Annotated in this window: 15 protein-coding genes; 4 read left to right on the forward strand and 11 right to left on the reverse strand. The window is 71.3% G+C overall.

Annotation, left to right across the window (positions count from 1 at the left end):
• Position 1 precedes the first annotated feature (1 nt).
• The gene (locus AB0G10_RS38430; RefSeq protein WP_360933708.1) at positions 2 to 1741 is read right to left on the reverse strand and encodes an ABC transporter ATP-binding protein; all 1740 of its coding nucleotides are present in this window, start codon (positions 1739 to 1741) and stop codon (positions 2 to 4) included.
• A 53-nt stretch (positions 1742 to 1794) separates the two neighbouring features.
• On the opposite strand from AB0G10_RS38430, the gene AB0G10_RS38435 reads away from it, so the two are divergent.
• Positions 1795 to 2334 (forward strand): TetR/AcrR family transcriptional regulator, encoded by a 540-nt coding sequence (locus tag AB0G10_RS38435; RefSeq protein ID WP_360933711.1) that lies wholly within the window; start codon positions 1795 to 1797, stop codon positions 2332 to 2334.
• Between the two features lie 579 nt (positions 2335 to 2913).
• Here AB0G10_RS38435 and AB0G10_RS38440 read toward each other — a convergent pair.
• The 10 genes from AB0G10_RS38440 to AB0G10_RS38485 all read right to left on the reverse strand — a co-directional run bounded on the left by AB0G10_RS38440 (position 2914) and on the right by AB0G10_RS38485 (position 20653).
• Complete coding sequence (locus tag AB0G10_RS38440; RefSeq protein ID WP_360933713.1) at positions 2914 to 7227, reverse strand: FtsK/SpoIIIE domain-containing protein; 4314 nt, start codon at positions 7225 to 7227, stop codon at positions 2914 to 2916.
• A gap of 41 nt (positions 7228 to 7268) precedes the next feature.
• Positions 7269 to 8291, reverse strand: a complete 1023-nt coding sequence (locus AB0G10_RS38445) for an alpha/beta hydrolase-fold protein (RefSeq protein ID WP_360933716.1) — start codon at positions 8289 to 8291, stop codon at positions 7269 to 7271.
• Positions 8292 to 8300: 9 nt separating this feature from the next.
• Positions 8301 to 9416: a hypothetical protein gene (locus AB0G10_RS38450; RefSeq protein WP_360933719.1), complete on the reverse strand. Its 1116-nt coding sequence runs from the start codon at positions 9414 to 9416 to the stop codon at positions 8301 to 8303.
• Positions 9417 to 9499: 83 nt separating this feature from the next.
• Positions 9500 to 10876: a glycosyl hydrolase family 18 protein gene (locus tag AB0G10_RS38455; RefSeq protein ID WP_360933722.1), complete on the reverse strand. Its 1377-nt coding sequence runs from the start codon at positions 10874 to 10876 to the stop codon at positions 9500 to 9502.
• 60 nt (positions 10877 to 10936) lie between these two features.
• Positions 10937 to 12139, reverse strand: coding sequence for a winged helix DNA-binding domain-containing protein (locus AB0G10_RS38460; protein ID WP_360933724.1), 1203 nt, complete (start codon positions 12137 to 12139; stop codon positions 10937 to 10939).
• Positions 12140 to 12172: 33 nt separating this feature from the next.
• A complete protein-coding gene (gene pgi, locus AB0G10_RS38465) occupies positions 12173 to 13801 on the reverse strand; it encodes a glucose-6-phosphate isomerase (protein WP_360933727.1) in 1629 nt (542 codons plus the stop codon).
• Positions 13802 to 14210: 409 nt separating this feature from the next.
• Positions 14211 to 17129 carry a DUF6493 family protein gene (locus AB0G10_RS38470; protein WP_360933730.1) on the reverse strand — a complete coding sequence of 973 codons (2919 nt, stop codon included), beginning with the start codon at positions 17127 to 17129 and terminating at the stop codon, positions 14211 to 14213.
• A complete protein-coding gene (locus tag AB0G10_RS38475; protein ID WP_360933733.1) occupies positions 17126 to 18442 on the reverse strand; it encodes an SWIM zinc finger family protein in 1317 nt (438 codons plus the stop codon). Before AB0G10_RS38475 ends, AB0G10_RS38470 begins: the two co-directional genes overlap by 4 nt.
• Before the next feature lie 454 nt (positions 18443 to 18896).
• On the reverse strand, positions 18897 to 19580 hold the full coding sequence (locus AB0G10_RS38480) for a hypothetical protein (RefSeq protein ID WP_360933736.1): 684 nt from the start codon (positions 19578 to 19580) through the stop codon (positions 18897 to 18899).
• Positions 19581 to 19633: 53 nt separating this feature from the next.
• Positions 19634 to 20653 (reverse strand): LacI family DNA-binding transcriptional regulator, encoded by a 1020-nt coding sequence (locus tag AB0G10_RS38485; protein WP_360934084.1) that lies wholly within the window; start codon positions 20651 to 20653, stop codon positions 19634 to 19636.
• Between the two features lie 241 nt (positions 20654 to 20894).
• On the opposite strand from AB0G10_RS38485, the gene AB0G10_RS38490 reads away from it, so the two are divergent.
• The 3 genes from AB0G10_RS38490 (at position 20895) to AB0G10_RS38500 (ending at position 24005) form a co-directional block, all read left to right on the forward strand.
• Positions 20895 to 22208: a sugar ABC transporter substrate-binding protein gene (locus AB0G10_RS38490; protein ID WP_360933739.1), complete on the forward strand. Its 1314-nt coding sequence runs from the start codon at positions 20895 to 20897 to the stop codon at positions 22206 to 22208.
• Positions 22209 to 22359: 151 nt separating this feature from the next.
• On the forward strand, positions 22360 to 23193 hold the full coding sequence (locus tag AB0G10_RS38495; RefSeq protein WP_360933742.1) for a sugar ABC transporter permease: 834 nt from the start codon (positions 22360 to 22362) through the stop codon (positions 23191 to 23193).
• Complete coding sequence (locus AB0G10_RS38500; RefSeq protein WP_360933745.1) at positions 23193 to 24005, forward strand: carbohydrate ABC transporter permease; 813 nt, start codon at positions 23193 to 23195, stop codon at positions 24003 to 24005. The genes AB0G10_RS38495 and AB0G10_RS38500 overlap by 1 nt, the downstream gene beginning before the upstream one ends.

A 24005-nucleotide genomic window follows, 5' to 3' on the forward strand; every position in this document is an offset into this window, starting at 1 on the left:
GTCACGCCGTGGCCGGCTGCGGCTGGGCGGCCGCGATGCGGAGGGCCTCGACAAGGCGTCGGTAGAGGTCGTCGGATCCGTAGAGCTCGGTATGGGTGCCCTGGGCCCGGACCAGGCCGTTCTCCATCACCACGATGGTGTCGGCGTCGAGGACCGTGGAGAGGCGGTGCGCGATCGTGACGACCGCTCCCGCGGCGGCGCGGTCGCGGACGCATTCCTGCACGGCCGCCTCGGTGAGGCCGTCCACCTGGGCGGTCGCCTCGTCGAGGAGCAGCACGTCGGGGGTGCGCAGCAGCGCCCGGGCCAGGGCGATCCGCTGACGCTGGCCCCCGGAGAGATCCGTCGAGGAGAGCGAGGTCGCCAGGCCGTCCGGCAGTTCGGCGATCTTGTCGGCGAGGCGGACCGCGCGGAGCACGGCGTGCAGCTCGTCGTCGGTGGCGTCCGGGTGGGTGTAGCGCAGGTTCTCCGCGATCGTGCCGGGGACGATCGGGGTCTCCTGCTCCACGTACGCGAGCCGTGACCGAACCTGATCGTGCGAGTAGCCGGTGTAGGGACGGCCGTCGAGCAGGATCTCGCCGTGCTCCGGCTCGAGGAAGCGCAGCAGCAGCGAGAACAGGGTCGTCTTGCCGGCGCCGGACGGGCCGATGATCGCGAGGTGACCGCGCCGAGGCACCACGAGGTCGACGCCGCGGACCGCCTGCGGGGCGTCCGGCCCGTAACGGGCAGTCACGGATCTCAGCTCCAGCACGGGGTTGTCCCCTCGTACCGAAAAGGAAGCCGCCGGCAAGGCGGAAAGCTCTCCCTCGATGTCCTTCAACTGGTTGATGCGGCCCGCGGCGGCGATGCCCGCCTGGAGCGCCGTGAGGTTCTGCGTCAGCTCGGAGATCGGCCCCATCAGCTGGAACACGTAGAGCAGGAACGCGACCAGGGCGGACACCTGCAACAGGCCCTCGCTCGCGCGCCACGAACCGACCGCGAGGATCAGGATCACGGCGAGGTTGATGCCGGACCAGGAGATCGTCCACACCACGGCGCTGATCTTCGCGGCACGGAATCCGTGCGTGGCGGCATCCTGCGCGTTGCCGATGATCCGCTCGCTCTGCCGCTGCTCGGCGCGGCTCGCCTTCACGGTGCGTATCGCCCGGAGCGCGCCCTCGAGGTTCGCGCCGAGCCTGCCGACCGACTCCTGCGCGGCCGTCTGCGCCGTCCCGATCTTCGGCAGCAGCATCGCCATGATCACGGCGACCAGCACCACCGCGATCATCGTGCAGCCGAGCAGGGTCAGATCGAGCACACCCATCAGTACGATCGTGCCGATCAACCCGACCCCCGCGTTGATCAGGCCGACGACGCTGCCGGACGCCTCGTGCAGCAGGCCGGTGTCCGACGTGACCCGGGTGACGAGCTCCCCGGTCGAACGTTTCTGCAGATCGTAGACGCGCGCCTGGAAATATCTGGTGATCACCGAGGTGCGGGCGTCGAGCACGATGCGCTGGGCGAGCCGGCCCATCACGATCCACTGCCAGAGGCTGATCGCGGCCCCGGCGAACAGGAGTCCGATCAGGATCAGCACCGGCCGCTTCAGTTCGACGCCGCCGCCGAAGGAGTCGAGCACCCACTTGGTGACCATCGGGGTGGCGAGGGCGGCGGCGTTGCCGAGCAGGCCGAGGATCAGGCCGAGCAGCATGGTGCGGCGGTGCGGTCGCAGGAAGGCGAGCAGCGTTCTCGTGGTTTCCGGCATGCCCATAGTGGAACATCGGTGTTCCACTATGGGCAAGTGATAATCTGTGCCACGTGATTTCACCGGGACCGCGCGGCCGCACGCGGCAGGCCATCCTCGACGCGGCCATCACGGTCTTCGCGCGCAACCCCGCCGCCCCGCTCGGCGACGTGGCGGTCGCGGCCGGAGTGGGACGCACGACGCTGCACCGGTACTACGCCGATCGCGCCGAACTGATCGTCGCCCTGCGGTCCGAGGCGCTGTCCCGGCTCTCGGCGGCCCGCGAACGCGCCCGGATCGGGGACGACACGGCCGGCGATGCGGTGCGGCGGCTCGGCCAGGAGTACTTCGACCTCGGGGATGTGTTGTCGCTGCTCTTCAACGAGCAGGTCTCGTTCGATTCGCCGGAGGGGTGTGATCCGGAGTTCTCGGCGATGGTGGCGCGGGGACATGCCGACGGGACGATCGATCCGTCGCTGCCGGCGGATTGGGTGCAGAGTCTGTTGTGGGCTCAGCTGTATGCCGGGTGGAGTTACATGGCGGAGCAGCGGGTGTCGCGGCATGAGGCCTTGCGGCTGGTTCTGCACTGTCTGGGTGGAGCGCTGCGGTCTTGAGCCGGGTGTTCGGGTCGCCCATGGCGTCCTAGGAGGCTAGGAAGTGAGACGGGGGTCGGCCGAACCGGTGGGGAGGGATGGCCGGGTGGGGGCGGGATCTGACATACCGAACGCTCTCCTGCGAGCACTCTCCGTGTCAGGGTTGACGAGTGAGTGTGCCGGTGTCGGAGTTCGGGCGGGTCGGGGGCCTGCCCGGAGGTTCCGATGGGCGGCGGCACCTGGTTGCGCTTCCTCGGGGGCGGCCCGGGGGCGGGGTCGCTCCGGAATCTCAGCGGCGGCATCTGGTGGCGGTGCCGCGGGGGCGGCCGGCTCGGATGACGGTTCCGGTGGGGGTGGGGCGGCCTACGGTTCTGCTTCCGGCCGGGGTTCGTCCGGGCGGCGAAAGGGCGCCCGAGGACTTGTTCTCGGGTGACGGCGTGGCGGCGGGGACGGATCGGCGGCCCGTCGTTGCTGTCGTCGTTTCGGTGGTCGTTCTGCTGGCTGTTTGTGGAGGGGCGCTCGCGGTGCTGGCTGCCGCGCTCGGTTGACCGGGCCGGCCGAGATGGCGCGAAGCCCGGGTGACGGAAGCCGGCCCGCTGATCAGGGCTGGGCCACCTGCGCTATGTCCCACTCTCCGTTGTGGACCAGATAACCCCGGCCCACCCCCAGCTTCACCGGCGAACGTCTGGGCAATGTCACGCCCAGCAGGTCGCCGTCCAGGTCGACATTGGGGCGTAGCAGCAGACCCGCCTTGGAGCGGCGCACCGTCTGGGTCCAGTGGCCGTACAGGGTGCGCAGCGCGTCGGATCGGCCCGCCGCTATGACGTGCAGATCGGGGCGGTTCATCGTCAGCAGGCCGGCTATCGCTCCGTCCGCGTCGTCCAGGGACTCGGCGTCGTCGATCAGCAGGACCACCGGGCCCCCGGCCGTGCGGAGGTCGGCCAGGAGGGCGGCCGCGGCGCCGCCGGACTGGGCGAACCGGTCCACCTCGCCGCAGGTTCGCAGGGGGGATCGCCAGGAACCCACCGCCGCCACCAGCGCGCGACCCGATCCCGGACCAGCCGTCGGGCCAGCAGCCGGACCGGCCGCCGAGCCAGCAGGCGGGCCGGCCGCCGAGCCGGCGCCCTTCAGCACGGCCGCCAGCGTCAGCAGCGTCGTGCTCTTGCCGCAGCGGGCCGGGCCGGCGATCAGCGCGTGGTCGCCCTCGTAGAGCACGAGCGCCGCCGCACCCAGATCGGACTCCTGAATCCCGACCGGCAGCCGCCACGGTTCCCCGGCCAGCTCCGGCGGCGGCAGATCCGAAACGGTCACAGCCGACGGCAACACCCCGATCCGCACAGCAAATCCGGATAAATCCGGATTTTTTCGTGCCACCGCCGCCACCAGCGCCACCGACGGCTTCCCCACCTGCGCCTGCAGACCGCCGGGCAGCGCGACGAACCGCCCCGGCACCCGAGCGGGCACGTCCTTCCGCGACAGCCCGGCCTGCACATAGTCGTAGGGATCCGGCAGCCGGAACAGCCACCGCTGCGTCGTCACCGACGTCCACGCCGCCGGCACTGTGCTGAACCGGTCAGCCGTGACGGCGAACCAGATGCCCGCCGCGGTGCCGTCCGCATAGAGCCGGGTGAGCACGTCGACGACCGAGAGCCCCTCCACATCGTCGAAGGCGGCGCGCAGCGCGGACAGGTTGTCGATCAGCACGAGCAGCGGACGCGACGGGGCGGTCCGGCGCCGGTCGAGTTCGGCGCGCAGATGACGGATCAGGCGCACCTGTCGTTCCCGGTCATCCGCGGCGATCACCGAGCCGGTGTGCGGCAGCGCTTCGAGCACCGACAGATCCCCGGTTCCGTAGTCGATCGCGTAGATCTCCAGCTGATCCGGCGCCCGCGCCACCGCGAGACTGAGCGCCAGGGAGATCAGCGTCGTCGTGGTTCCGCTGCCGGTGATGCCGAAGAGCAGCAGATTCCCGTCGGAGGGGTCCCAGCCGATCGGGAGCTGCCGCTGGTTGTCCGGGTCGTCGGCGAGCGCCACGACGGCCTGCGCCTCCGACGGCGGCAGGGTGGCGAGGTCGATGTCTCCACTGATCGGTTCCGGCCACGGTCGATGCGGCGCCGGCATGCCGGCAGCCGCTTCGGCGACCGCGTCGACGAGCCGCGCCAGGTCCGTGCGCCCCGGGCTTCGCACCCCCTCATGGGTACGGGGGGAAGCAGCGCCGAAAACGAACGGCTCCACCGACACCGGGGCGTCGTCCCCTCCCCCGGACGCCGTCGTGACCAGCGCCGTCTGGATCGGCACGACCTCGCCCGGCCCGAGCCGCACGTAGGCCCGGCCCGGCAGCAGGCGGCTGAGCTCGGCCGCGTCCCGTACCCCGATCACGTCGATCGAGTCGGCGGTGTCCTGCACGCGCAGCGCCACCCGCAGGTTCGTGTTGGTGCGGATGTTGTCGTTCACCGCGCCGGACGGCCGCTGCGTGGCGAGGATGAGGTGCACGCCGAGGGTCCGTCCGCGCTGCGCGATGCCGACCAGCGCGGTCAGGAAGTCCGGCAGCTCCTTCGCCATGGTCGCGAACTCGTCGATCACCACGACCAGGCGCGGCATCGGCTCGGCGCCGGCGGCGCCGCTCCGCACGTACTCGATGAGGTTGTCGGCCCGCACCTCCCGCAGCCGCCGCTCGCGCCGCCGCAGTTCCGCCTCGAGGGCGCGCAGCGCCCGCTCACCGAGCTGTTCGTCGAGGTCGGTGACGAGGCCGACGGTGTGCGGCAGGCGCGCGCACTCGTCGAACGCGGCGCCGCCCTTGTAGTCCATCAGCACGAACGTGAGGTGCTGCGGGTCGGCTCCGGCCGCGAGCGCGGCGACCAGGCTGCGCAGCAGCTCGCTCTTGCCGGAGCCGGTGGTGCCGCCGACCAGGCCGTGCGGCCCGTCCCGGATCAGGTCGAGGGTGAAGACGCCGTTATCGGTCATGCCGAGGGGCGCGGAAAGGGCGACCGGGTCGGCCCGGCGCCACCGTTCCCGGATCGCCTCGGCGTCGATCCGGGCCAGGCCGAGCATGGGCAGCAGGCGTACGCCGTCCGGCAGTCCCGCGCCGGTGCGCCGCAGCTCCGGGTCGTCGAAGCGGGCCAGGTGCCGCGCGCACGTGCGGGCCTCGGCGACGGCCAGGCCGGCGAGCAGCACGTTCGGCACCTCGGTGCCCTCGGCGGGCCGGCGTACCGTGGCGTCGCCGTCCGGCCCGGCGATCTCGATGACCGTGTCGCAGGCGGCGGGCAGCCGGTCGGCGGTGGCCGCGAGCACGATCCCGGCGACCCGGACCGCCGGACCGGTATGACCGAATCCTCCGGAGGTGACGACCCGGGCGGCGTTCAGCAGGTCGCGCGCCGGGGAGTGAACACCTTCGGTCAGCACATCCGAGTCGAGCACGACCAGCGCGGTCCCGGCCGCCCCGCCGGCGGCTCCCCCGGCGGCTCCCCCGGTCGCTCCGCCGGCGGCCAGCTGCCGGAGCATGGCGTCGCTGCGGTCGCGGCGATGGGACAGCCACCGGCCGCTGTCGTCGCCGAGCCGGGTGTGCGGCAGCCACTTCGCCCACTCCCACTCCGGCTCGCGGCCGTCGTCGACGAAGACGCCGACGGTCAGGTCGGCCGGACCGTGGTGGACGGCGGCCTGGCAGAGCAGGCTGCGGGCCACCGCGAGCGCGGCCGGCCGGTCGCCGGCGATCCCGACGACGCCGCCCCGGTCCAGGTCGACGGCGATGGGGGCGGCCGGGAGGCGGACGGCGCCGACCCGCTCGGCGACGGTGTCCGGCAGTCTCCCGGTCTCGGCGCGCACCGGCGGCCGCCACGGCAGGTCCGCGATCCCGGCGGTGAGCAGCAGGTGGTCGTCGTGGTGCGGGCGGCGCTCCCAGAGCCGGGTGCTCGGCAGGGCGGCGCGGCGCAGCGTCTCGGCCGGGTCGGCGAGGATGTGCCGCAGCCGGTTCCGCTCGGCCGCGCCGGCCTCCGCCATGCGCTGATCGAGTTCGGTCAGGCCGTCCGCGAACTTCCTCTCCCCCTCGGCCGCCTCCTTCCGGTTGCGCCGCCGCGACTCCACATAGGTGCCGATCCCGATCAGCGGCGACAGCAGCGCGAACAGCCCGAACCGCAGATCCCTGGTGATCGCCACCATGAGCACCGCGATCACCAGCGGCCCGAGCGTCGAGGCCACGCTGAAGTGCGCCTTCGCCGGTTCCTTCGGTTCGGCGGGCGCGGTGATCTCGATCGGTCCGGCCGGGGGCGCCGATCGCGGCGGCCGGTTGAACGACACGGTGCCGCCCCGCCCGAGATGCCGCCGCAGATCCAGCCCGGCCGGTCGGTCCGCGTCGCTCACGAGCCGCACCGCGAGCCCCGCCGCGCCGACCCCGATCACGTCTCCCGGCGAGATCCAGGTGCGTTCCCTTTCGGTCACACCATTGATCTGTACGCCGTTGGCGGCCCCGAGGTCGGCGACCGACACCCCCTGGTTTCCGACCTCCAGCACGCAATGCTCACGGGAGACCGTGTCGTGCTCGAGCCGCACCGCCGCCTGCGGGCCGCGCCCGACCAGCCACCGGCCGGGCGGCAGCGGGAACACCAGCCCGGCCCGCAGCCCGGCGACCGTCACCACTTCCACCCGCGCATTCCCGGCCGGTCCGGCGGCGCCAGGCGGCGCGGCGGCTCCGGTCGCGGGGGCCAGCACAGCGCCCTCGTGCAGACCGGAGTCGGCGATCCTGGTGGCCGTCTCCACGGGGCGGCCGTCGATCGTGGCGACCCCGGGATCGGGTGCTCCGAGCGTACGGAAAAGGTCTTTGATCGTGGCGTCCCGGCTGCGTGGCCGGACCGCGACCTCGACCCCCGGCGGGCCGGAAAGGCCCGATTCGCCCGGCGTGAAGATGATGTGCACGACCACCTCGCCTCGTCCCCTCGGACCAGGCTAGCCGCTGACATCGATCATGCTGGATTTCTTTCGAGGCGGTTCGCCAGCCATTCGACGGCGAGGGGGTAGCGGTAGTCGATGCCGCCGTGCCCGGCCGGGAAGAGCTCGAAGTTGATGCGGTCCTCCGGGAGACCGATTCTGGTCAGGCCGTCCTTGAACGCCTCGGCGCCCAGGTCGAGGAACCACTCGTCGCGCGTGCCGGCGTCGATCCAGACCGCGCGCAGGCCGCGCAGCTCGTCGGCGTAGCGGTCGATCATCCGGATCGGGTCCCAGTCGAGCCAGCGCTCCCAGAGTTCGGGAATCAGCTGCCCGGATCGTGGGTCGAACGGCAGCCGCGGCGTGCCGTCCTCGTCGGCGGAGAACGCGGCCGTGCAGCCGAGCAGCAGCGTGAGGGACATGTCGTGCTCCTTGGTCATGGAGACCCGGGAGTTGAAGTCGTCCCACCAGGTGAGGATGTCGTGGTCATAGTCGCGCAACGCTCGGGCCGACTTGGCGAACTCGTTGAGGTAGCAGTATTCGTAGAGCGCGTCGCCGGCGTGGGTGGCCAGGGCGCCGAAGAGGTCCGGCCGCAGCATCGGGGTGATCATCGCGCCGAACCCGCCCGAGGACTTGCCGGCGATGGCCCGCGAGTCGCGATGCGCGAGTGTCCGATACTGAGCATCGACGTAGGGCACCACCTCGTCGCAGAGGTACGAGTGGTACTTCCCGGTCCCGGGCGAGTCGACGAACTGCGAGCCGCCGTACGCGGTCCACGCGTCGACGAACACGAGGATGCATCCGGGCGCCCGGTTCTCGGCGAACACCCGATCGGCCGTCTCGATGAACGGCCGCCGGAACGCCTGGCGGTTGCCCCACATCTCGACCTGGCCGGAGTAGCCCTGGATCACGTAGATGGTGGGGTAGCGCCCGGTGCCCTCGGCGTACCCGGGCGGGGTGTAGACCCAGAGTGGCCGGACGTGCGGGTCGCCGAGCGGGTTGTCCTTCAGCAGAACCGAGTCGATGGTCCCGCGATGCAGTGTTCCGGCGAGTTCGAACATGCCCCCGAGTCAACCACTGCGGGGCATCTTCGCGGCGGCCCGTTCGACGGCGCGCCGCCCGAACCGGTGCACCAGCGCCAGGTGCACGACGGCCGGCAGGTACGACGTGAGCGTGCCGGCGCGGTGCTCCGCGGCGAGGAACTCGAGGACCGGGCCGATCTGGAACGGCACCATCCTCAGCTCCTCGCTCTCCCACTTGTCCGGCACGCCGCGCGATCGCCGGGCCAGCACCTCGGCGGCCGTGACCGAGCGCAGCGAGCCGACGAAGGCGCTGCCCCACTGCTGCTGCTCGGTGTCGACGAAGAACGCCAGCAGCTCCAGCAGGTATTCGTCCGGCTCGATCGCCAGCTCCTCGCAGATCCCCCGCCGCATCAGCCGGTACAGCTCCGGCGCGGACCGGCCGTCCGAGTCGAGATGCCGGGACAGCGCCTCGTTCGCCGACGGTCCCCACAGGCCCGGCCGGGTCGCGACGCCGGAGCCGCGGCGCGCGAAGATCAGCTGCTCGTCCGCGGTGATCAGGGCGACGTTCGCCCCGAAGCTGCTGCACAGGAACGCCGGCGCGGTGGCCGGGTCGGCGCCGTCGAGGTAGCGCTCGCGCAGCGTGCCGCCGCCGGGCAGCGGCCGGTCGAGCTGCTGCGTCGCCAGGAAGGTGTAGTAGTCGGACTCGAGCAGGCGCAGGCAGATCTCCGGGTGCTCGGCGATCGGCGACCGGCCGATGGAGAGGCCCTCGACGGCGTAGCGGGGGCCGTTCCAGAACGCGGGCTCGCCGCGCTGCCGGCGGGCCTCCTGCTCGGCGGCCACCTCGTCGATCCACGGCCGGATCTCCTCGGGCACCTCGACGGCCCGCGGCGTCACCATGATCCGGATCCGCTGCTCGTCGATGACCTGGGTGCCGTCGCCCTCGACCAGGCGCATCGAGGTGGTGATCGGCCCGAGCGCGAACAGGTCGGAGCGGTCCGGCTCGCCGCGCCGCAGCTTCGACCGCAGCATCCGGGCCCGGCGGGCGGTGCCCCTGCGGATCGTCAGCAGGCGTTCCTCGAACAGCACCGAGGCCACGACGCCGAAAGCGGCGCCGACGAGGATGCCCCACGGCCCGGACGAGGCACTCTCGATCAGCTCTTGCATCGATCTCCACGATAGCGACCGCGTCCACAATGATCGCAGCGCCGGCCCGGGACGGCCGGGCCGGCGCTGCGGAGGAGAGGACGTCAGCGGCCCTGCAGGGCCTTCACGGTGTCGCCGAAGGTCCAGGACTTCGAGCCGTCCCAGTTGATCGACCAGGTCATCAGGCCCTTGATGCCGGGGACGCTGTTCCACGCCTGCGTCACCAGCGACGGGGTCATGTAGCCGCCGCCCGCGCCGGGCTGCGCCGGCAGGCCCGGGACCTGCTTGTCGTACGGAATCCTGATCGTCGTGCCCTGGATCGTCAGGCCGTTGTTGAGGCACTGCGTCTGCACGGTGAAGCCCTGGACGGTGCCGGCCGCGTAGGAGTCACCCGAGCAGCCGTACATCGAGCCGTTGTAATACTGCATGTTCAGCCACCAGAGACGGCCGTTGTCCAGGTACTTCTTGATGATCGGCAGGTACGAGCCCCAGATCGAGCCGTAGGTGACGCTGCCGCCGGTCACGTACGCGGTCTCCGGCGCCATGGTCAGGCCGAAGTTCGACGGCATCGCGGCGAGCACCCCGTCGATGATCCGGATCAGGTTGGCCTGCGACGTCGACAGCGTGCCGATGTTGCCGCTGCCGGAGAGGCCGGTCTCGATGTCGATGTCGATGCCGTCGAAGTTGCCGGCCTTCAGGATCGGCACGATCGTCGCCACGAAACGGTCGGCCACCGCGCTCGAGCTCAGGTCGATGCCGGCGGCCGCGCCACCGATCGACATGAGGACCGTGGCGCCCTGGGCCTTGGCCGCGCAGATCTCGGCCGGCGTCGGGACCTTCACGCCCGCGTCCATGCCGTTCTCCCACAGCACCGTGCCGTCCGAGCGGATCACCGGGAACGCGGCCATCAGCACGTTGTAGCCGTGCTGCGTGATCCGGCTGTCGTTGATCGGGATCCAGCCCATGCCGGGGTGCACGCCGTTCGACGCGCCGTCCCAGTTCTCCCAGTAGCCCTGGAGGACCTTGCCGGCCGGGCGTCCCTTGATCGCGCAGGAGGGCTGGCTCGTGGACGGACTCGCGGACGGTGATTTCGACGGCGACACCGACGGCGAGGCCGACGGTGACTTCGACGGCGATGTGGACGGTGAGGCCGACGGTGACTTCGACGGCGATGACGACGGGGACGCGGGGGTCGACGGGGACGGCGACGTCGTTCCGGAGCAGGCGCCGAGGTCCTTCCAGAGCGTCGGCGTCGCGGCCGGGTTCCAGCCGGTGCCCGCCCAGGCCGTGTGCGTCACCAGGGCCTGGTAGAGCTTGGCCTGATAGGTGACCTGCTGGCCCGCGGTATAGCTCACCCCCTCGGCCCACACCGTCGAGGAGCAGGCCACGGCGGCCTGACCCGCCGGCGAATAGATCATCGTCGCCCCGAGAGCCACCCCCACCCCGGCTACCAGCGCGACAAGACCGCGACGAACACCCATGACGGCTCCCTGACACATGCGGACGTGTGCCACACATAGTGGCGTTCACATCCGTAAATATCAAGGGTTCTTAACTATTAACGGCAGCCCCAGATATGCGGCATAGTCCCCCAGCGCTTCCTCGAAATTCACAAGATCCATGGGTACGTGGGGCAGCACCGTGACGGTGACCGCCCTCTTCCCCACCGTCCGTTTCCAGGTGGCCACCACCTTCCCGTCCTCGACCAGCGTCGATTGAAAGACGCCGTTCCCGCCCGGAATGATTTTCGCCAGCTGGTCGGCGGAGGCCATCAGCGAACGATCCTTGTAGCCCAGCATGTACTCGTCGAACCCGGGCAGAGCCCAGCGCCCGCGGTGATCCCCTCGTGCGCCGGCACCTCGCCTGTCCGCGCCGGCACCGCGTTTGTCCCCGGCGGCGCCGCGTTTGTCCGCGCCGGCGCCTGGCCTGTCCGCGGCGGCGCCGCGGGTTTCCCGGGCGGCGTCGGGATTTCCTGGGGCGGCGTCGAGGGTCTCCGGGTCGGCCCACATCTCCACGCCGTCGACGTCGACCGCGACCAGGCCCGCCGCGGCGATCCCGAGCCGGGCGTCGCGCACGCCGAGAGCGGTCCACCCGGCGAAGTCCTTGACCGTGGCCGGCCCGTGCGATCGGAAGTAGCGCTTCGCGAAGATCGCCAGGCCCTCCTCCCGCGACGACGGCGTGAACCGCGACGGAACCCAGTCGTCGAGGAGGACGAACGTCTGCTCCGCCCCGTCGTTCGGCGCGATCGCGGTGAGTGAGCGCTGTGAGGCGTACCAGAGAAGGTGGTAGCCCCTCTGCCCACCGACGTCGATGCCGCCCTCGCTCAGCGCGGCCATGCAGGCGGATCGCGTGAGGCGGCCGCCGGCGCTCGCCAGCGCGGCGGCGAGGAGCTCCATCGACCGGTTGGCGATCTTCTCGTCGAGGCCGAGGTATTCCCAGCGTCTCGCCACGCCGGTGAGCTGGCGGACGCCGGTGAGATCGAGCATCCAGTGGGCGTCGGCGGAGGGGATGAGGTGGACCGTGCCGCGCATCGGCCAGGTGCGGACGACGTGGCGCTCCTCGGTGGCCGCGACGATCTCGTCGAGCGGCGCGCCGGTGCGCAGGCCCAGCGACCACAGCACGCTGTTCAGGTCTTGAGCCTGCATGGCGCCGAACCATTCGACGACCTCGGTGACCGTCCTGTCCACCGGACCGGTCAGCAGGAGGCTGCGAAGGCGAAGGCTCAGTGCCGTGTTCGATTCCACGGCACTGAGCCTAGAGGCCACCTACGACATTTTTCAGCGGCCGCGGGCCGCGCGGTACCTCTTGATCAGGGCGTTCGTCGACGAGTCGGCGTCGTCGGCCGGCGCGTCCGCCGCTGTCAGCTTCGGGGCGAGCTGGTTCGCCATGACCTTGCCGAGCTCGACACCCCACTGATCGAAGGAGTTGATCTCCCAGACGATGCCCTGGGTGAAGGTGATGTGCTCGTAGAGGGCCACGAGCTGCCCGAACGTCGCCGGCGTGAGGCGCTCGGCGAGGATCGTGGTGGTCGGGTGGTTGCCCTGCATGACCCGGTGCGGCGCGACCTTCTCGTTCGAGCCCTCGGCCTTGACCTGCTCCAGCGTCTTGCCGAACGCGAGCGCGCCGGTCTGCGCCAGGAAGTTCGACATGAACAGGTCGTGCATCTCGCCGATGTCGTGGTTCGGCACGCTGAACCCGATGAAGTCGGCCGGGATCAGCTTCGTGCCCTGGTGGATGAGCTGGTAGAAGGCGTGCTGGCCGTTCGTGCCGGGCTCGCCCCAGAAGACCTCGCCGGTCTGGAACGTCACCGGGTCGCCGTTGAGGCGCACCGACTTGCCGTTGCTCTCCATGGTCAATTGCTGGAGGTACGCGGCGAAGCGGTGCAGATATTGCGCATAAGGCAGGACCGCGTGCGACTGGGCGCCGAGGAACGTGTCGTACCAGACGTTGAGCAGGCCCAGCAGCGCCGGGACGTTGCGCTCGATCGGCGTGGTGCGGAAGTGCTCGTCGACGGCGTGGTAGCCGCCGAGCATCTCGGCGAAGTTCTCCTTGCCGATCGCGATGAGCACGCTCAGGCCGACGGAGGACGGGAGCGAGTACCGGCCGCCCACCCAGTCCCAGAAGCCGAACATGTTGTCGGTGTCGATGCCGAACTCGGCGACCTTCGCGGCGTTGGTGCTGACGGCCACGAAGTGCTTGGCCACGGCGGTGTCGTCGTTCAGTGCCGCGAGGAGCCACTTCCGGGCCTCACGCGCGTTGGTGAGCGTCTCCTGCGTCGTGAACGTCTTCGAGCAGATGATGAACAGCGTCGACGCCGGGTCGAGGTCGCGCGTCTTCTCGTACAGGTCGGTCGGGTCGATGTTGGAGACGAACCGGCACTCGAGGTCGCGCTGGGAGAAGTCCTTCAGCGCCTCGTAGGCCATCACCGGTCCGAGGTCGGACCCGCCGATGCCGATGTTCACGATCGTCTTGATCCGCTGGCCGGTGTGGCCGGTCCACTCCCCCGACCGGATCTTGTCGGCGAACGCGCCCATCCGGTCGAGCACCTCGTGCACGTCCGCGACGACGTCCTGGCCGTCGACGGTCAGCTGCGCGGTACGCGGCAGGCGCAGCGCCGTGTGCAGCACCGCCCGGTCCTCGGTCACGTTGATGTGCTCGCCGGCGAACATCGCCGTGATCTTCTCGCTCAGCTTGGCACGCTGGGCCAGCGCGAACAGGGCGCTCAGCACCTCGTCGGTGACCAGGTTCTTGCTGTAGTCGACGTACAGGTCGGCCACCTCGGCGGCGTAGCGCGTACCACGCTGCGGGTCGCTGCCGAACAGGTCGCGAAGGTGCACCGCCGAGAACTTCTCCGCGAGCCCCTGGAGGCTCTGCCACTCGGTGCTGTCGGAAACGTGTTCGCTCATCTCTCCCACTCCGGACCGTTTATTAGCACAACTCGCCCATCGTGGCACGGAGTTCAAGCTCATGCAGACGATCCGCGCTCATGGCGGACCCACATCTTGATCACATAGCGGCCGGCGAACGTATGGCGGCGTTCGCCCGTATGCCGCCACGGGACCCGGTGACCCGGCCCCATGGCCCGGCCCGGTGACCCGGCGGCCCCGTGACCCGGCCCATGGCCCGGCCCGGTGACCCGACGGCCCCGTGACCCGGCGGCCCCGTGACCCGGCGGCCCCGTGACCCGGCGGCCCCGTGAGCCGGCGGCCCCGTGACCCGGCGGCCCCGTGACCCGGCGGCCCCGTGACCCGGCCCCATGGCCCGGGCCGTGGCCGGCCCGGTGTCCCGGCCCCCGAGGGCCGGGCGCTCCCGCAGTCAGGCGCTGAGTATCGACAGCAGACGCTTCGCCTCCTTGACCACCCGTGTCGTGCCGCCACGCCCGGCGATCTCGGCCAGCCCGGGAACGAGGTCGCCCTTGAGCCGGAGCCCGACCGCCACCTGGCCGGCGAGCTCGAGCAGATCGGGAACCGTCCGGGCGGTCGTCGGGAGCAGCGGGGGCAGAGCGGCCGTCAGCAGTTCCCAGACCGCCACCGACGCACCCGCGCGGTGCATGTCGGCGAGCGCCGGCAGGACTCGCGTCATCTTGATCGTTCCGTCGCTCGCCAGGTCGGCCAGTGCGGCACCCACCAGGGAGGCGAAGCCCGCGCCCTCGCCGGATCTCGCCGGCGGCCCGAAGCCGGCGCCCGCGTCGAGACCCGCTGCCGAACCGGAGCCCGCGTCGAGGCCTCCCGCCGAACCGGAGCCCGGGTCGAAGCCCGCCACCGAACCGGAGCCCGCGTCGAGGCCCGCCGCCGAACCGGAGCCCGCACCCCTCCCCGCGGCCAGCGTCAGGAACGCGTCGGCCGCGGCGGCCCGGTCCGGCTCGTGCTTCGCTGCGAACGCGTAGGCCAGCGCATACGCCATCGCGGGCCCCACCGGACCGGTGCAGTCGGCCAGCAGCGGGAGCAGCCGGCCGGCGCCCCGCCGGTTCTGATCGGCCAGCGAGGCGATGTCGCCCAGGGCCCACGCCGCCGCCACCTCACGGTGATGAGGAAGCACCATGGCGAGGATGTCCTCGATACCGTCGAAGTCGCCGGGCGTGGAGACCGCGTGCTTCGCCGGGGTGAGCGTGAGCAGTTGCCGTTCGAGGCGCAGCCCACCGTCGCGGGCCGGGCGCAGCGAGGCCACGACCCGCCGCGGCACCGGCGCGTCCCGGGTCCGGCCGCCGTCCCGCCCGCGCTCCCCCGGCTGCACCACCGGCTCGCTGATCGGATCGGGCAACCCGCCACCGGCGAGCCACTGCGCGAACTGCCGTCCCGCCGGCGACGTGAGTTTCGCCGCCCGGGCCGTCACGAGATCGCCGGCGTCGCGGGGGATCCGCAGCAGCGCCTGCTCGAAGTCGAACGGCCACGGCTGCCACCCCTCCGCCTCGGCACGGGACAGCCGGGCGAGCAGGACTTCGGCGTCGATGCTGCCGTTCACGTGGGTCGGCGTCGCGACCGTCATCGGCACCATCGTCCCGACCAGGTGAACCGCCACCTCGGCGGCCCGCAGCGCGAGCACCCCGTCGGGCCGCGTCGAGAACGACGAACCGGGCAGCCCTCGCCTGCCCTCCTGCCACGCGATCCGCACCGCGATCGCCAGATCCTGGAGCGCCCGCTCGGCACCACCGCCCGGTTCGGTCGCGACCCGGATGGCGAGACCGAGGCCCACGAACGGCGAGCCGGCGTTCCACCGGTTCGGCTCGAACCAGCCCGCATGGCGGTCGACAACCGGCAGCAGCATCGCCGCCAGAGCCTCCCGTTCACCGGCGGCGTAGAGCGCCACCAGCCCGGCCAGCACCCGCTCCCACCCGACCGCGGACTGCTCGTGAATCAGCCCCGCCACCTCCCCGGCCAGCTCGGCGGCATCAGCGATCGGCCCCGGCATCTCCGCGACAGGCGCAGGCATCCCCACGCCGCCCTCGCGTCCCGGCGCGGCGGCGGAAAAATCAGCAGGCGAAGCGACAGGCGAATCGGCTAGGGAATCGGCAGGCGAATCGGCTGCGGAATCGGCTGGGGAATCGGCAACCGGACCGCCGCCGAAGAGCCGCGCCGCCCGCCCGGGCAGATCGTCGCCGAGCGAGGACGCCGCCGCGGCGACCGCCTCCGCCGCGGACGCGTCGAGCAGTGATCGGTGTTTCGACACCAGGTCGAGCGCCCTCTCCTGCACGTCGAGCGCCCCGTGCCCGAACGCCCCCGCGACCGCCACCAGCACCTCGGCACCCCGGGACGGATCGCGGCGGACGACCCGGTCGAGCCAGGTGAGCTGCGCTCTGACGAGCGTCTTCTCGGTCCGGAGCAGCGTCTCGGCGGCGGCCCGCAGCAGGGTGTCGCGCTCGAGCCGGCCGGCGTCGTCGACGGCCCGGAGACCGCGCTGGGCGAGCGCCGCGACCGGGCCGGACCCGGTCGCCAGCAATCGTGCGTAGTCGAGCGCGTGGGTCGACAGCTCGTCGACGGTGGGCGCGAGCGCGTCGTGGAGCAGGACGAAGCCGCGCAGCGCGTGGGGCCGCCCACCCCGCAGGAGCCGGTCCACGACGGCGGCCAGGATCGTCTTGCGTTCCAGGATTCCCTCGCCGACCAGCGCCGCGACCGCCTCCGGGAGCCGCGGCCGCCCGCCGAGGCCGTCGGCCGCGCCGAATTCCGCGCCGATGGCGTCGATCTCGAAGACGGCCGGCAGCAGCACGTCGCGCCACGGGTCGTCGCGCAACCGCTGCACCAGTGGCGGAACCGGTCGGCCCGGCCGCCACGGCCGGACCAGCGAGCGCACCCAGCCGCGGACCACTCCCTCGGCGATCGGCGGTGTCACGCCGCCGCCCCGCATCAGCGCGGCCGCGAAGAACCAGTCGTCCGGCCACGGATCGCGGGCCGGGAGCCGCTCGGCCAGCCGGTATCCCAGCTCGCCGATCCACGCCAGCTCCAGCGCCGCGGCCAGGGCCAGGAACACGTCGCCGGCCTGCCAGTTCCACGCCGCGAGCGACGGCCGGCGCAGGACCGGGACGGCCTTCGCCGCCGTCGGCGCGGTGCCGACCACGGCCATCGCGTAGATCGTCCGCGCGCCCATCTCGGGTTCGCGGGTCATCGCCTTCACCGCGGCCGCGACCACGGGGAACGCCGCGGCGCGCTCGGCCGGGGTCGCCGACCGGAGCAGCCGGACCATGCCGGGCCGGTCGTTGCGGCGCGCCAACGCGTGGATCTCCTGCCAGGTCAGGCTCATGCCGGAACCCCGGACCTGGTCACGACCATCCGGACGGCGAGCGCGTGCTTGCACGGCCCGCGCTCGCCGCGATGCTTCGCCCACCAGGCGCACGTGCAGGAGAACGCCTCGTGCCGCACGTGGTAGACCTCGTCGCCGCTGCGCACCGCCGACACGTCCGCGCCGGTGGTGACCGCGCCCGCCTCGACCAGCGCCTGCGCTGCGGCGAGCCTCGGGTTCATCTTCGCCACGACGTCGGCCGCATAGGGCAGGGTGCGGTGGAAGTAGCCGGCCTCGGCCACGTCGTATCCCACCCGGCCGGCCGTCCCGAGCTGGGTCAGCGCGTCGCGCACCCGGGCCGCATCGAGCCCGGACTCCGACACCAGCACCGCGACGTCGATGGCCGGGTCCCACGACAGCAGCGCGCTGATCAGCTCGGCGTCGTCCGCCGCCTCGTCGCCGGCCAGGGACTCCAGGACGGCCCCCTCGCCGGAGAACCCGCGGTAGGGCTCCGGGGACAGCGTCAGCGACAACCGCAGCGTCGGCGTGCTCAGCTCCCACGTGCTGGCGACCGGACCGCTCCCCGCGGCGACGGCGGGTCCATGGACGGTGAGCCTCCCCGCGTACCGGAGGAAGGGTCTCAAAGCGACGAGGCGCCCGGCGCCCGGCAGGCAGATGGCGCCCGGCAGAGGCCGGGAGGTGAGCCGCAGCGAGCGCCCGGCCGGAACCGCCCAGAGCACCGACCTGTCCGTGGCCGAGAGGCGTTGCAGCAGCGTGCGCGCGTCGGCGATGCTCAGCTCGGCGCGCGCGTCGAACCGGGACGTGATCACCTGCGCCTCGGCGAACCCGCGCAGCCAGCGCGACGGCAGCGGCACCCTGCGCTCGACCAGCTCACCGCCGAACGTCGTGACGGTCAGATCGTCGGGACCGACCGCGACGTGCAGCGGATCCGTCTTCCCCACCCTGGTCAGCGCGCGCTGCAGAGGAGGATTGACGTCCACGTTGGTGGTGCCGTGCGCGAGGATCTCGCCGTCGAGCCCGCCCGGCAGCACGTCGAGTCGCGCGTAGACACCGCAGCATCCGGAGAACGACTCGAAGCGCAGCCTGTCCGACCCGGCGGTCACCACCGGGTCGAGGCTGGCCGGGCTCACCGGCCGGAAATATCGGGTCCGCGCGACCTCGGCGACGGCGAGCAGGCCGGTCGCCGCGGCGCCCGGATCGGTGAGGAAACCGGTGAAGAAACGGGGGTGCGCCGCCGGACCACCAGAGGTCTGGAGGGTGAGGCCGCCGTCCAGTGTCGACGAGCCGAGGTACGAGTACGCCGCGGAAACCATGCCCGAGAACCTAGGGACGGGGTATGACATTTTTCCTCCGCTCCCCGGGTGGATTTCCGATCATGGGTACGAGGGGTCCCGCCGCCCCCGACCGCAGGATCACCCGTCCCGCATCCACGACGCGGGCGCCTGCCTGCTCGAGGCCGTTGCGCGCCTTTCGCGTCCGGTGCATGGTCACCCCGGGCGCGTCCCGGCTCGTCGCCGCCCTGCTCGATGCTCGCCCCACGACAGATCCTCCCCGCCCTCCGCATGGCGCCCCGCCCCTGCCGCGGATTCGCGCTCGGATCGAAGCAAAGCAGGAAGCACATGACACCAGCCGAACAAAGGCTGTTAGGCCCCTGTCATGCCGCCTCCGCCAAGATGGGCCCCAGCGAAGCAACGCAGGCGGATCACAACGAGGAGGACCGGATGAGCGGGGTCGCGGCAGAGAAGAAGTACGGAGGCCGGCGAGCGGTCACGAGGCCCGTGCGCCTGCTCCGGGGAGCAGGCGGGCGTGTCCCTCCGCGGTGCCGATCAGCTGACGGTCCTCGGGGTGGGCGAGGTAGTGCCGGATCGCCGCGGCGACGAACGCCACATCGGTGCCGGCGAACTCGAGGGTGCGGCGGTTCACCGTCCAGCCGGTGGTCGTCACCAGCTCGGGGCGGGTGAAGGACAGCCGGACCCGCGTGGTGGCCCGGTCCAGGCCGGCCGCCGGGTCCAGCGGCGGGTCGAAGGTGGTGACCGCGGAGAGGGCTCGCCAGGGGATGGTCACGGTGCCCGCGAACTTCTCGTCGTGCAGGCCGTCCGGGGTCAGGGTCAGGCGCACGCCGTGCCAGAGAGCTCGCGGATAGAGGAGGAGGGTGGCCGACAACAACACCAGCAGCACGCCCGATTCGGCGGGGTGGAGGGCTGCCACGCCCAGCCAGGACAGGTGGGCCACGCCGGCGATCACCGGGCCGGCCGAGGGCGGGGTGCGGAAGGAGTGGCCGTCCCGCTCGAACGCGGCCGGGCTGCGGCGCATCGACGGCGCCAGCGGAGCGAGCGCGTAAAGGAGGCCGGCCGCGGTCCCGGCGGTGACCAGCCAGGGCGCCGGCAGATCCGGGTCGGCGCCGAGTGCCGGGGCGAGGACGGCGGCCGCCACCAGAGCGGCCGTGGCCATCAGGATCGGCCGTCGACGGCGGGCCAGAGCCGCGAAGAGGGCGCGGATCACGGTCAGCGGAGGGGGGTTGTGGATTCGCGGGTGACGAGGCGTACCGGGAGGGTTTCGACCCCTGAGGTCAGGGTGCCGTCCATGGCCGCGGAGAGGCGCTGGGCTGCTATCCGGCCGAGTTGTTCGAGGTTGAGGTCCACCGTGGTCAGGGGTGGGCGGGCGTTCGCGGCGAGGACGTTCCAGTTGTCGAAGCCGATGACGGCGACCTTGGAGGGGACGTCGATGCGTTCCTCGTGGAGGACGTCGAGGACGCCCCGGGCGATCTCGTCGGAGCCGGCGAAGATGGCGTCGACGTCGGGGCAGCGGTCGAGGAGCATGCGAGTGGCGCCGCGGCCCCAGGCCTCGGACCACATGCCGAACCAGACCTCGCCGCCGGCCAGGGAGAGTCCCTCCTCGGAGAGGCGGTCGAGGGCGCCGCGGGCACGGTCCTGGGCGGCGCCGTAGCCCGGGTCGCCGGTGATGTGGGCGATCCGGCGGCGGCCGCAGCGGATCAGGTGGTCGACGGCCAGTCGGCCTCCGCCGATGTTGTCGGTGACGAGGGAGAGGTCGGCGGGGTCGTCGGAGGGCGAGTAGGCGTAGATGACCGGTACCGGCAGGTCGCGGCCCAGGGACGGGCGCTGGTCGGGGCGGGCGCCCACCACGATGAGGCCGTCGACGCGGCGGGACAGCAGGGCCCGGAGATGGTGCTTTTCGCGGATCGCGTCACCGCGGGCGTCGCAGAGGAAGACCGAGGTCTGGTCGGAACCGAAGGCGTCCTCGGCTCCCATGAGGATCGGTATCGAGAAGCGACCCTCCAGGTCGGACGTGAGCAGGCCGACCGTGCCGCTACGTTGCGTGATCAGGCCCTGGGCGAGGGTGTTGGGTGAGAACGACAGCTGCTCGGCGGCCTTGACCACCCGGGCCCGCGTCTCGGCCCGCACCTGGGGCTGTCCGTTGAGCGCCTTCGACGCCGTCGCCACGGAGACGCCGGCGAGCCGGGCGACGTCGCGCAGCGTGACGGCACGGTTGGCCGCCGCCCCCATGGTGTCCAAGCCTCGCCTCCGATCCGGACGATTGTCGGCCGGTGCATCGCCCACTGTCGAACCTCTTGACAAGAAAATCTCCACAGCATTACGTTTCTGAAAACCTTTTCGGCAGTCCTGAAAGCCTGCCGACCCAACCGCTTTTACCTGCTGATCTACCGCGTCGGGCAGCAGCCAGCGTAGCCCATATCGCGGCAACTCCGAAACATAAGTCCGAAACGCGGTTTCGAGGAGGACTACAGTGAGGACACGGATAACCCGGGGCTACCGCAGAGCGGTCGCCTCCGTCGCGGCACTCGGCCTGATCGCTGCCATGGCGGCCTGCGGATCGAGCGACGACGATGAGGGCAGCGGCTCGTCCGGAGCGGTCACGGCGACCGGCACCGACGACGGCTCGGAGCTGACGCTCTGGACCCGCGCGCCGCTGGAGTTGCAGGCCAAGGCGCTCGTCGACGCTTACAACAAGTCGCACAAGAACCAGGTCAAGCTCACCATCGTGCCGAACGACGACTACGTCGCGAAGGTGGGCGCGGCGGCCGGCTCCGGCGACCTGCCCGACCTGTTCGCGGCGGACATCGTCTACGTGCCGAACTGGACGAAGGCCGGCCTGTTCGCCGACATGACCGAGCGGATCGGCCTGCTCCCGTACGCCGACCAGATCAACAAGGGGCACATCGACGCCGGCACGTACGAGGACAAGAAATACGTCCTGCCGTTCGTCCTCGACCTCTCGGTGATGTTCTGGAACAAGGAGCTCTACAAGGAGGCGGGCCTCGACCCGGAGAAGGGCCCGACCACCCTCGACGAGTTCAAGACGCAGGCCCTGGCCGTGCAGAAGCTGAACAAGCCGGACACCTACGGCACGTTCTTCGGCGGCAACTGCGGCGGCTGCAACGTCTTCACCTGGTTCCCGATGGTCTGGGCCAGCGGCGAGGAGGTCATGGACGCGGAGGGCACGAAGTCACTGCTCGACGGCGCGGCCGCGCAGAAGGTCTACTCGACGTGGCGGGAGCTGCAGGACGCCGGCGCGGTCGACCCGGGCTCCAAGGACGAGACCGGCGCCACCTGGGTCGCCGCGTTCCAGGAGGGCAAGATCGGCGTGATGCCGTACCCGGCCACCCTGCTGAAGACGGCGGCCGAGACCGTCGACGTCGGCGTGACCGGCATCCCGGGCGTCAGCGGCGGCCAGTCCACCTTCGTCGGCGGCGACGGCATCGGCATCTCCAAGGACTCCAAGCTCAGCGACCAGGCGTGGAACTTCCTGGCCTGGCTCACCTCGGAGGACGCGCAGGTCGGCGTGCTCGCCGCGAACGACAGCACGGTGGCCCGCACCGACCTGGCCGACAACCAGTACTCGGCCAAGGACCCGCGGATCGCCCTGATCAACAAGGTGGCGGGCGAGCCGCAGTCGAAGACGCCGTACGCGGTCAACTTCCAGCAGGCGTTCAACGCCCCGGGCAGCCCCTGGGTGACCCTGTTCCGCAACCAGGTCTACGGCGACGCCGGGGCACTGGCGAACGACAACAGCGCGATCACCGGAGTGTTGGGCCAGTAGAGGCGCTGGTGCGGCGCCGGCACGCAGCCGGCGCCGCTCCGCCCGTACATCGAAGGAAGCGCAAGCGATGGCACCTGCAACGACCCTCACCAAGCCGCCGGAAGGCGCGATAGCGCCACCGGCGCCCCGACCCCGACGACGCAAGCCCCAGATGGCCGGATGGGCCTACGCCGCGCCCACCGCCCTCTTCGTCCTGATCTTCTTCGTGGCGCCGATCCTGCTGGTCGGGCAGATGTCGATCTCCGACTGGGGGCTGTTCGCCGGCAACCGCGGGATCAACGCGCCGGAGAACTTCACCGACGTGCTCGACGACCGGCTGTTCTGGCCGGCGGTGTGGTTCACGGTGAAGTACACGGTCGTCACCACCGTGATCCTGATCGGACTCGCACTGGCGCTGGCGATGCTGGTCCAGGAGTCCAGCCGGTGGACCGGATTCCTGCGCACCTCGTTCCTGATCCCGAGCGCGCTCGGCCTGGCCTCGGCGTCGCTGCTCTTCTACGCGCTCTACTCGCCGCAGAGCACCCCGCTCGGCTTCCTCGGCATCGACTCGTTCCTCGGCACGCCGAACGCGGCACTCTGGTCGACGGTGGCGCTCATCGTGTGGCGCTTCGCCGGCTTCTACATGCTGTTGTTGCTGGTCGGGCTGCAGGGGATCTCCGGTGATGTGTACGAGGCGGCGCGTCTCGACGGCGCCGGCCGCTGGCAGACGTTCCGGTACGTGACACTGCCGCTGCTCAAATCGTCGCTGGCGCTCTGCACGATCCTCTGCGTCACCGGCTCGATGCTCGCCTTCGACCAGTTCTACATCCTGACCAAGGGCGGGCCGGACAACAGCACGGTCACCATCGTGCAGCTCGTCTACAACATGGCCTTCTTCGGTCAGAACAACCTCGGCAAGGCCGCCGCGCTGTCGATCCTCGTGCTCGCCGCGCTGCTCGTGGTCAACGTGATCCAGTTTCGTGGGCTGCGGGAGAAGGAGAGCTGATGTCCTGGGTGAGAATCCCGCAGAACGTCCTGGCCGGCGCGCTCGCGATCATCTTCCTCTTCCCGCTGGCCTGGGCCGCCGTGGCGAGCGTCAGCCCGCAGGCCGGCACCGCGCAGGTCGACGGCTGGGGCTTCGGCAACTACGAGACCCTCGCGAACTACCAGGCCGGCATCGGGCAGTACCTGATCAACTCGACGGTCGTCTCGGTGCTCACGGTCCTGTTCACGCTGATCGTCAGCGTGCTCGGCGGGTACGCGTTCGCGATGTTCACGTTCCCCGGGCGCAACGTGCTGTTCCTGGTGACCCTCGCGATCCTGATGGTGCCGTACGCGACCCTGCTGATCCCGCTCTACGTCCTGCTCAACGACCTCGGGCTGCAGGGCTCGCTGGTCGGTCTCGCGCTCGTGCTCACCATGTTCCAGCTGCCGTTCGCCGTCTTCATGATGCGGATCTCGTTCGAGTCGATCCCGAACGAGCTGCGCGAGGCCGCCCTCATCGACGGCTGCGGATCGTTCCGGGCCCTGCTGCACGTCCTCGTCCCGGCCGTCAAACCCGGCCTCATCACGGTCGGCCTGTTCGCGTTCCTGGCCGCCTGGAACGACTTCATCACGCCGCTCGTGCTGATCAGCGACTCCGACAAGGCGCCGCTCCCGCTCGCCGTCGCCAACATGCGCCAGCAGGTCATGGGCATCGTCGACTACGGCGCGACGGAGGCCGGCGTGGTCGTGCTGGCGCTGCCCTGCGTGCTGCTCTTCCTCGCCCTCCAGCGGCACTACGTCCGCGGGTTCATGTCCGGCGCTCTCAAAGGGTGA

Origin of the sequence: Actinoplanes sp. NPDC023714, assembly GCF_040639855.1 — a bacterium.
Lineage (GTDB): Bacteria > Actinomycetota > Actinomycetes > Mycobacteriales > Micromonosporaceae > Actinoplanes.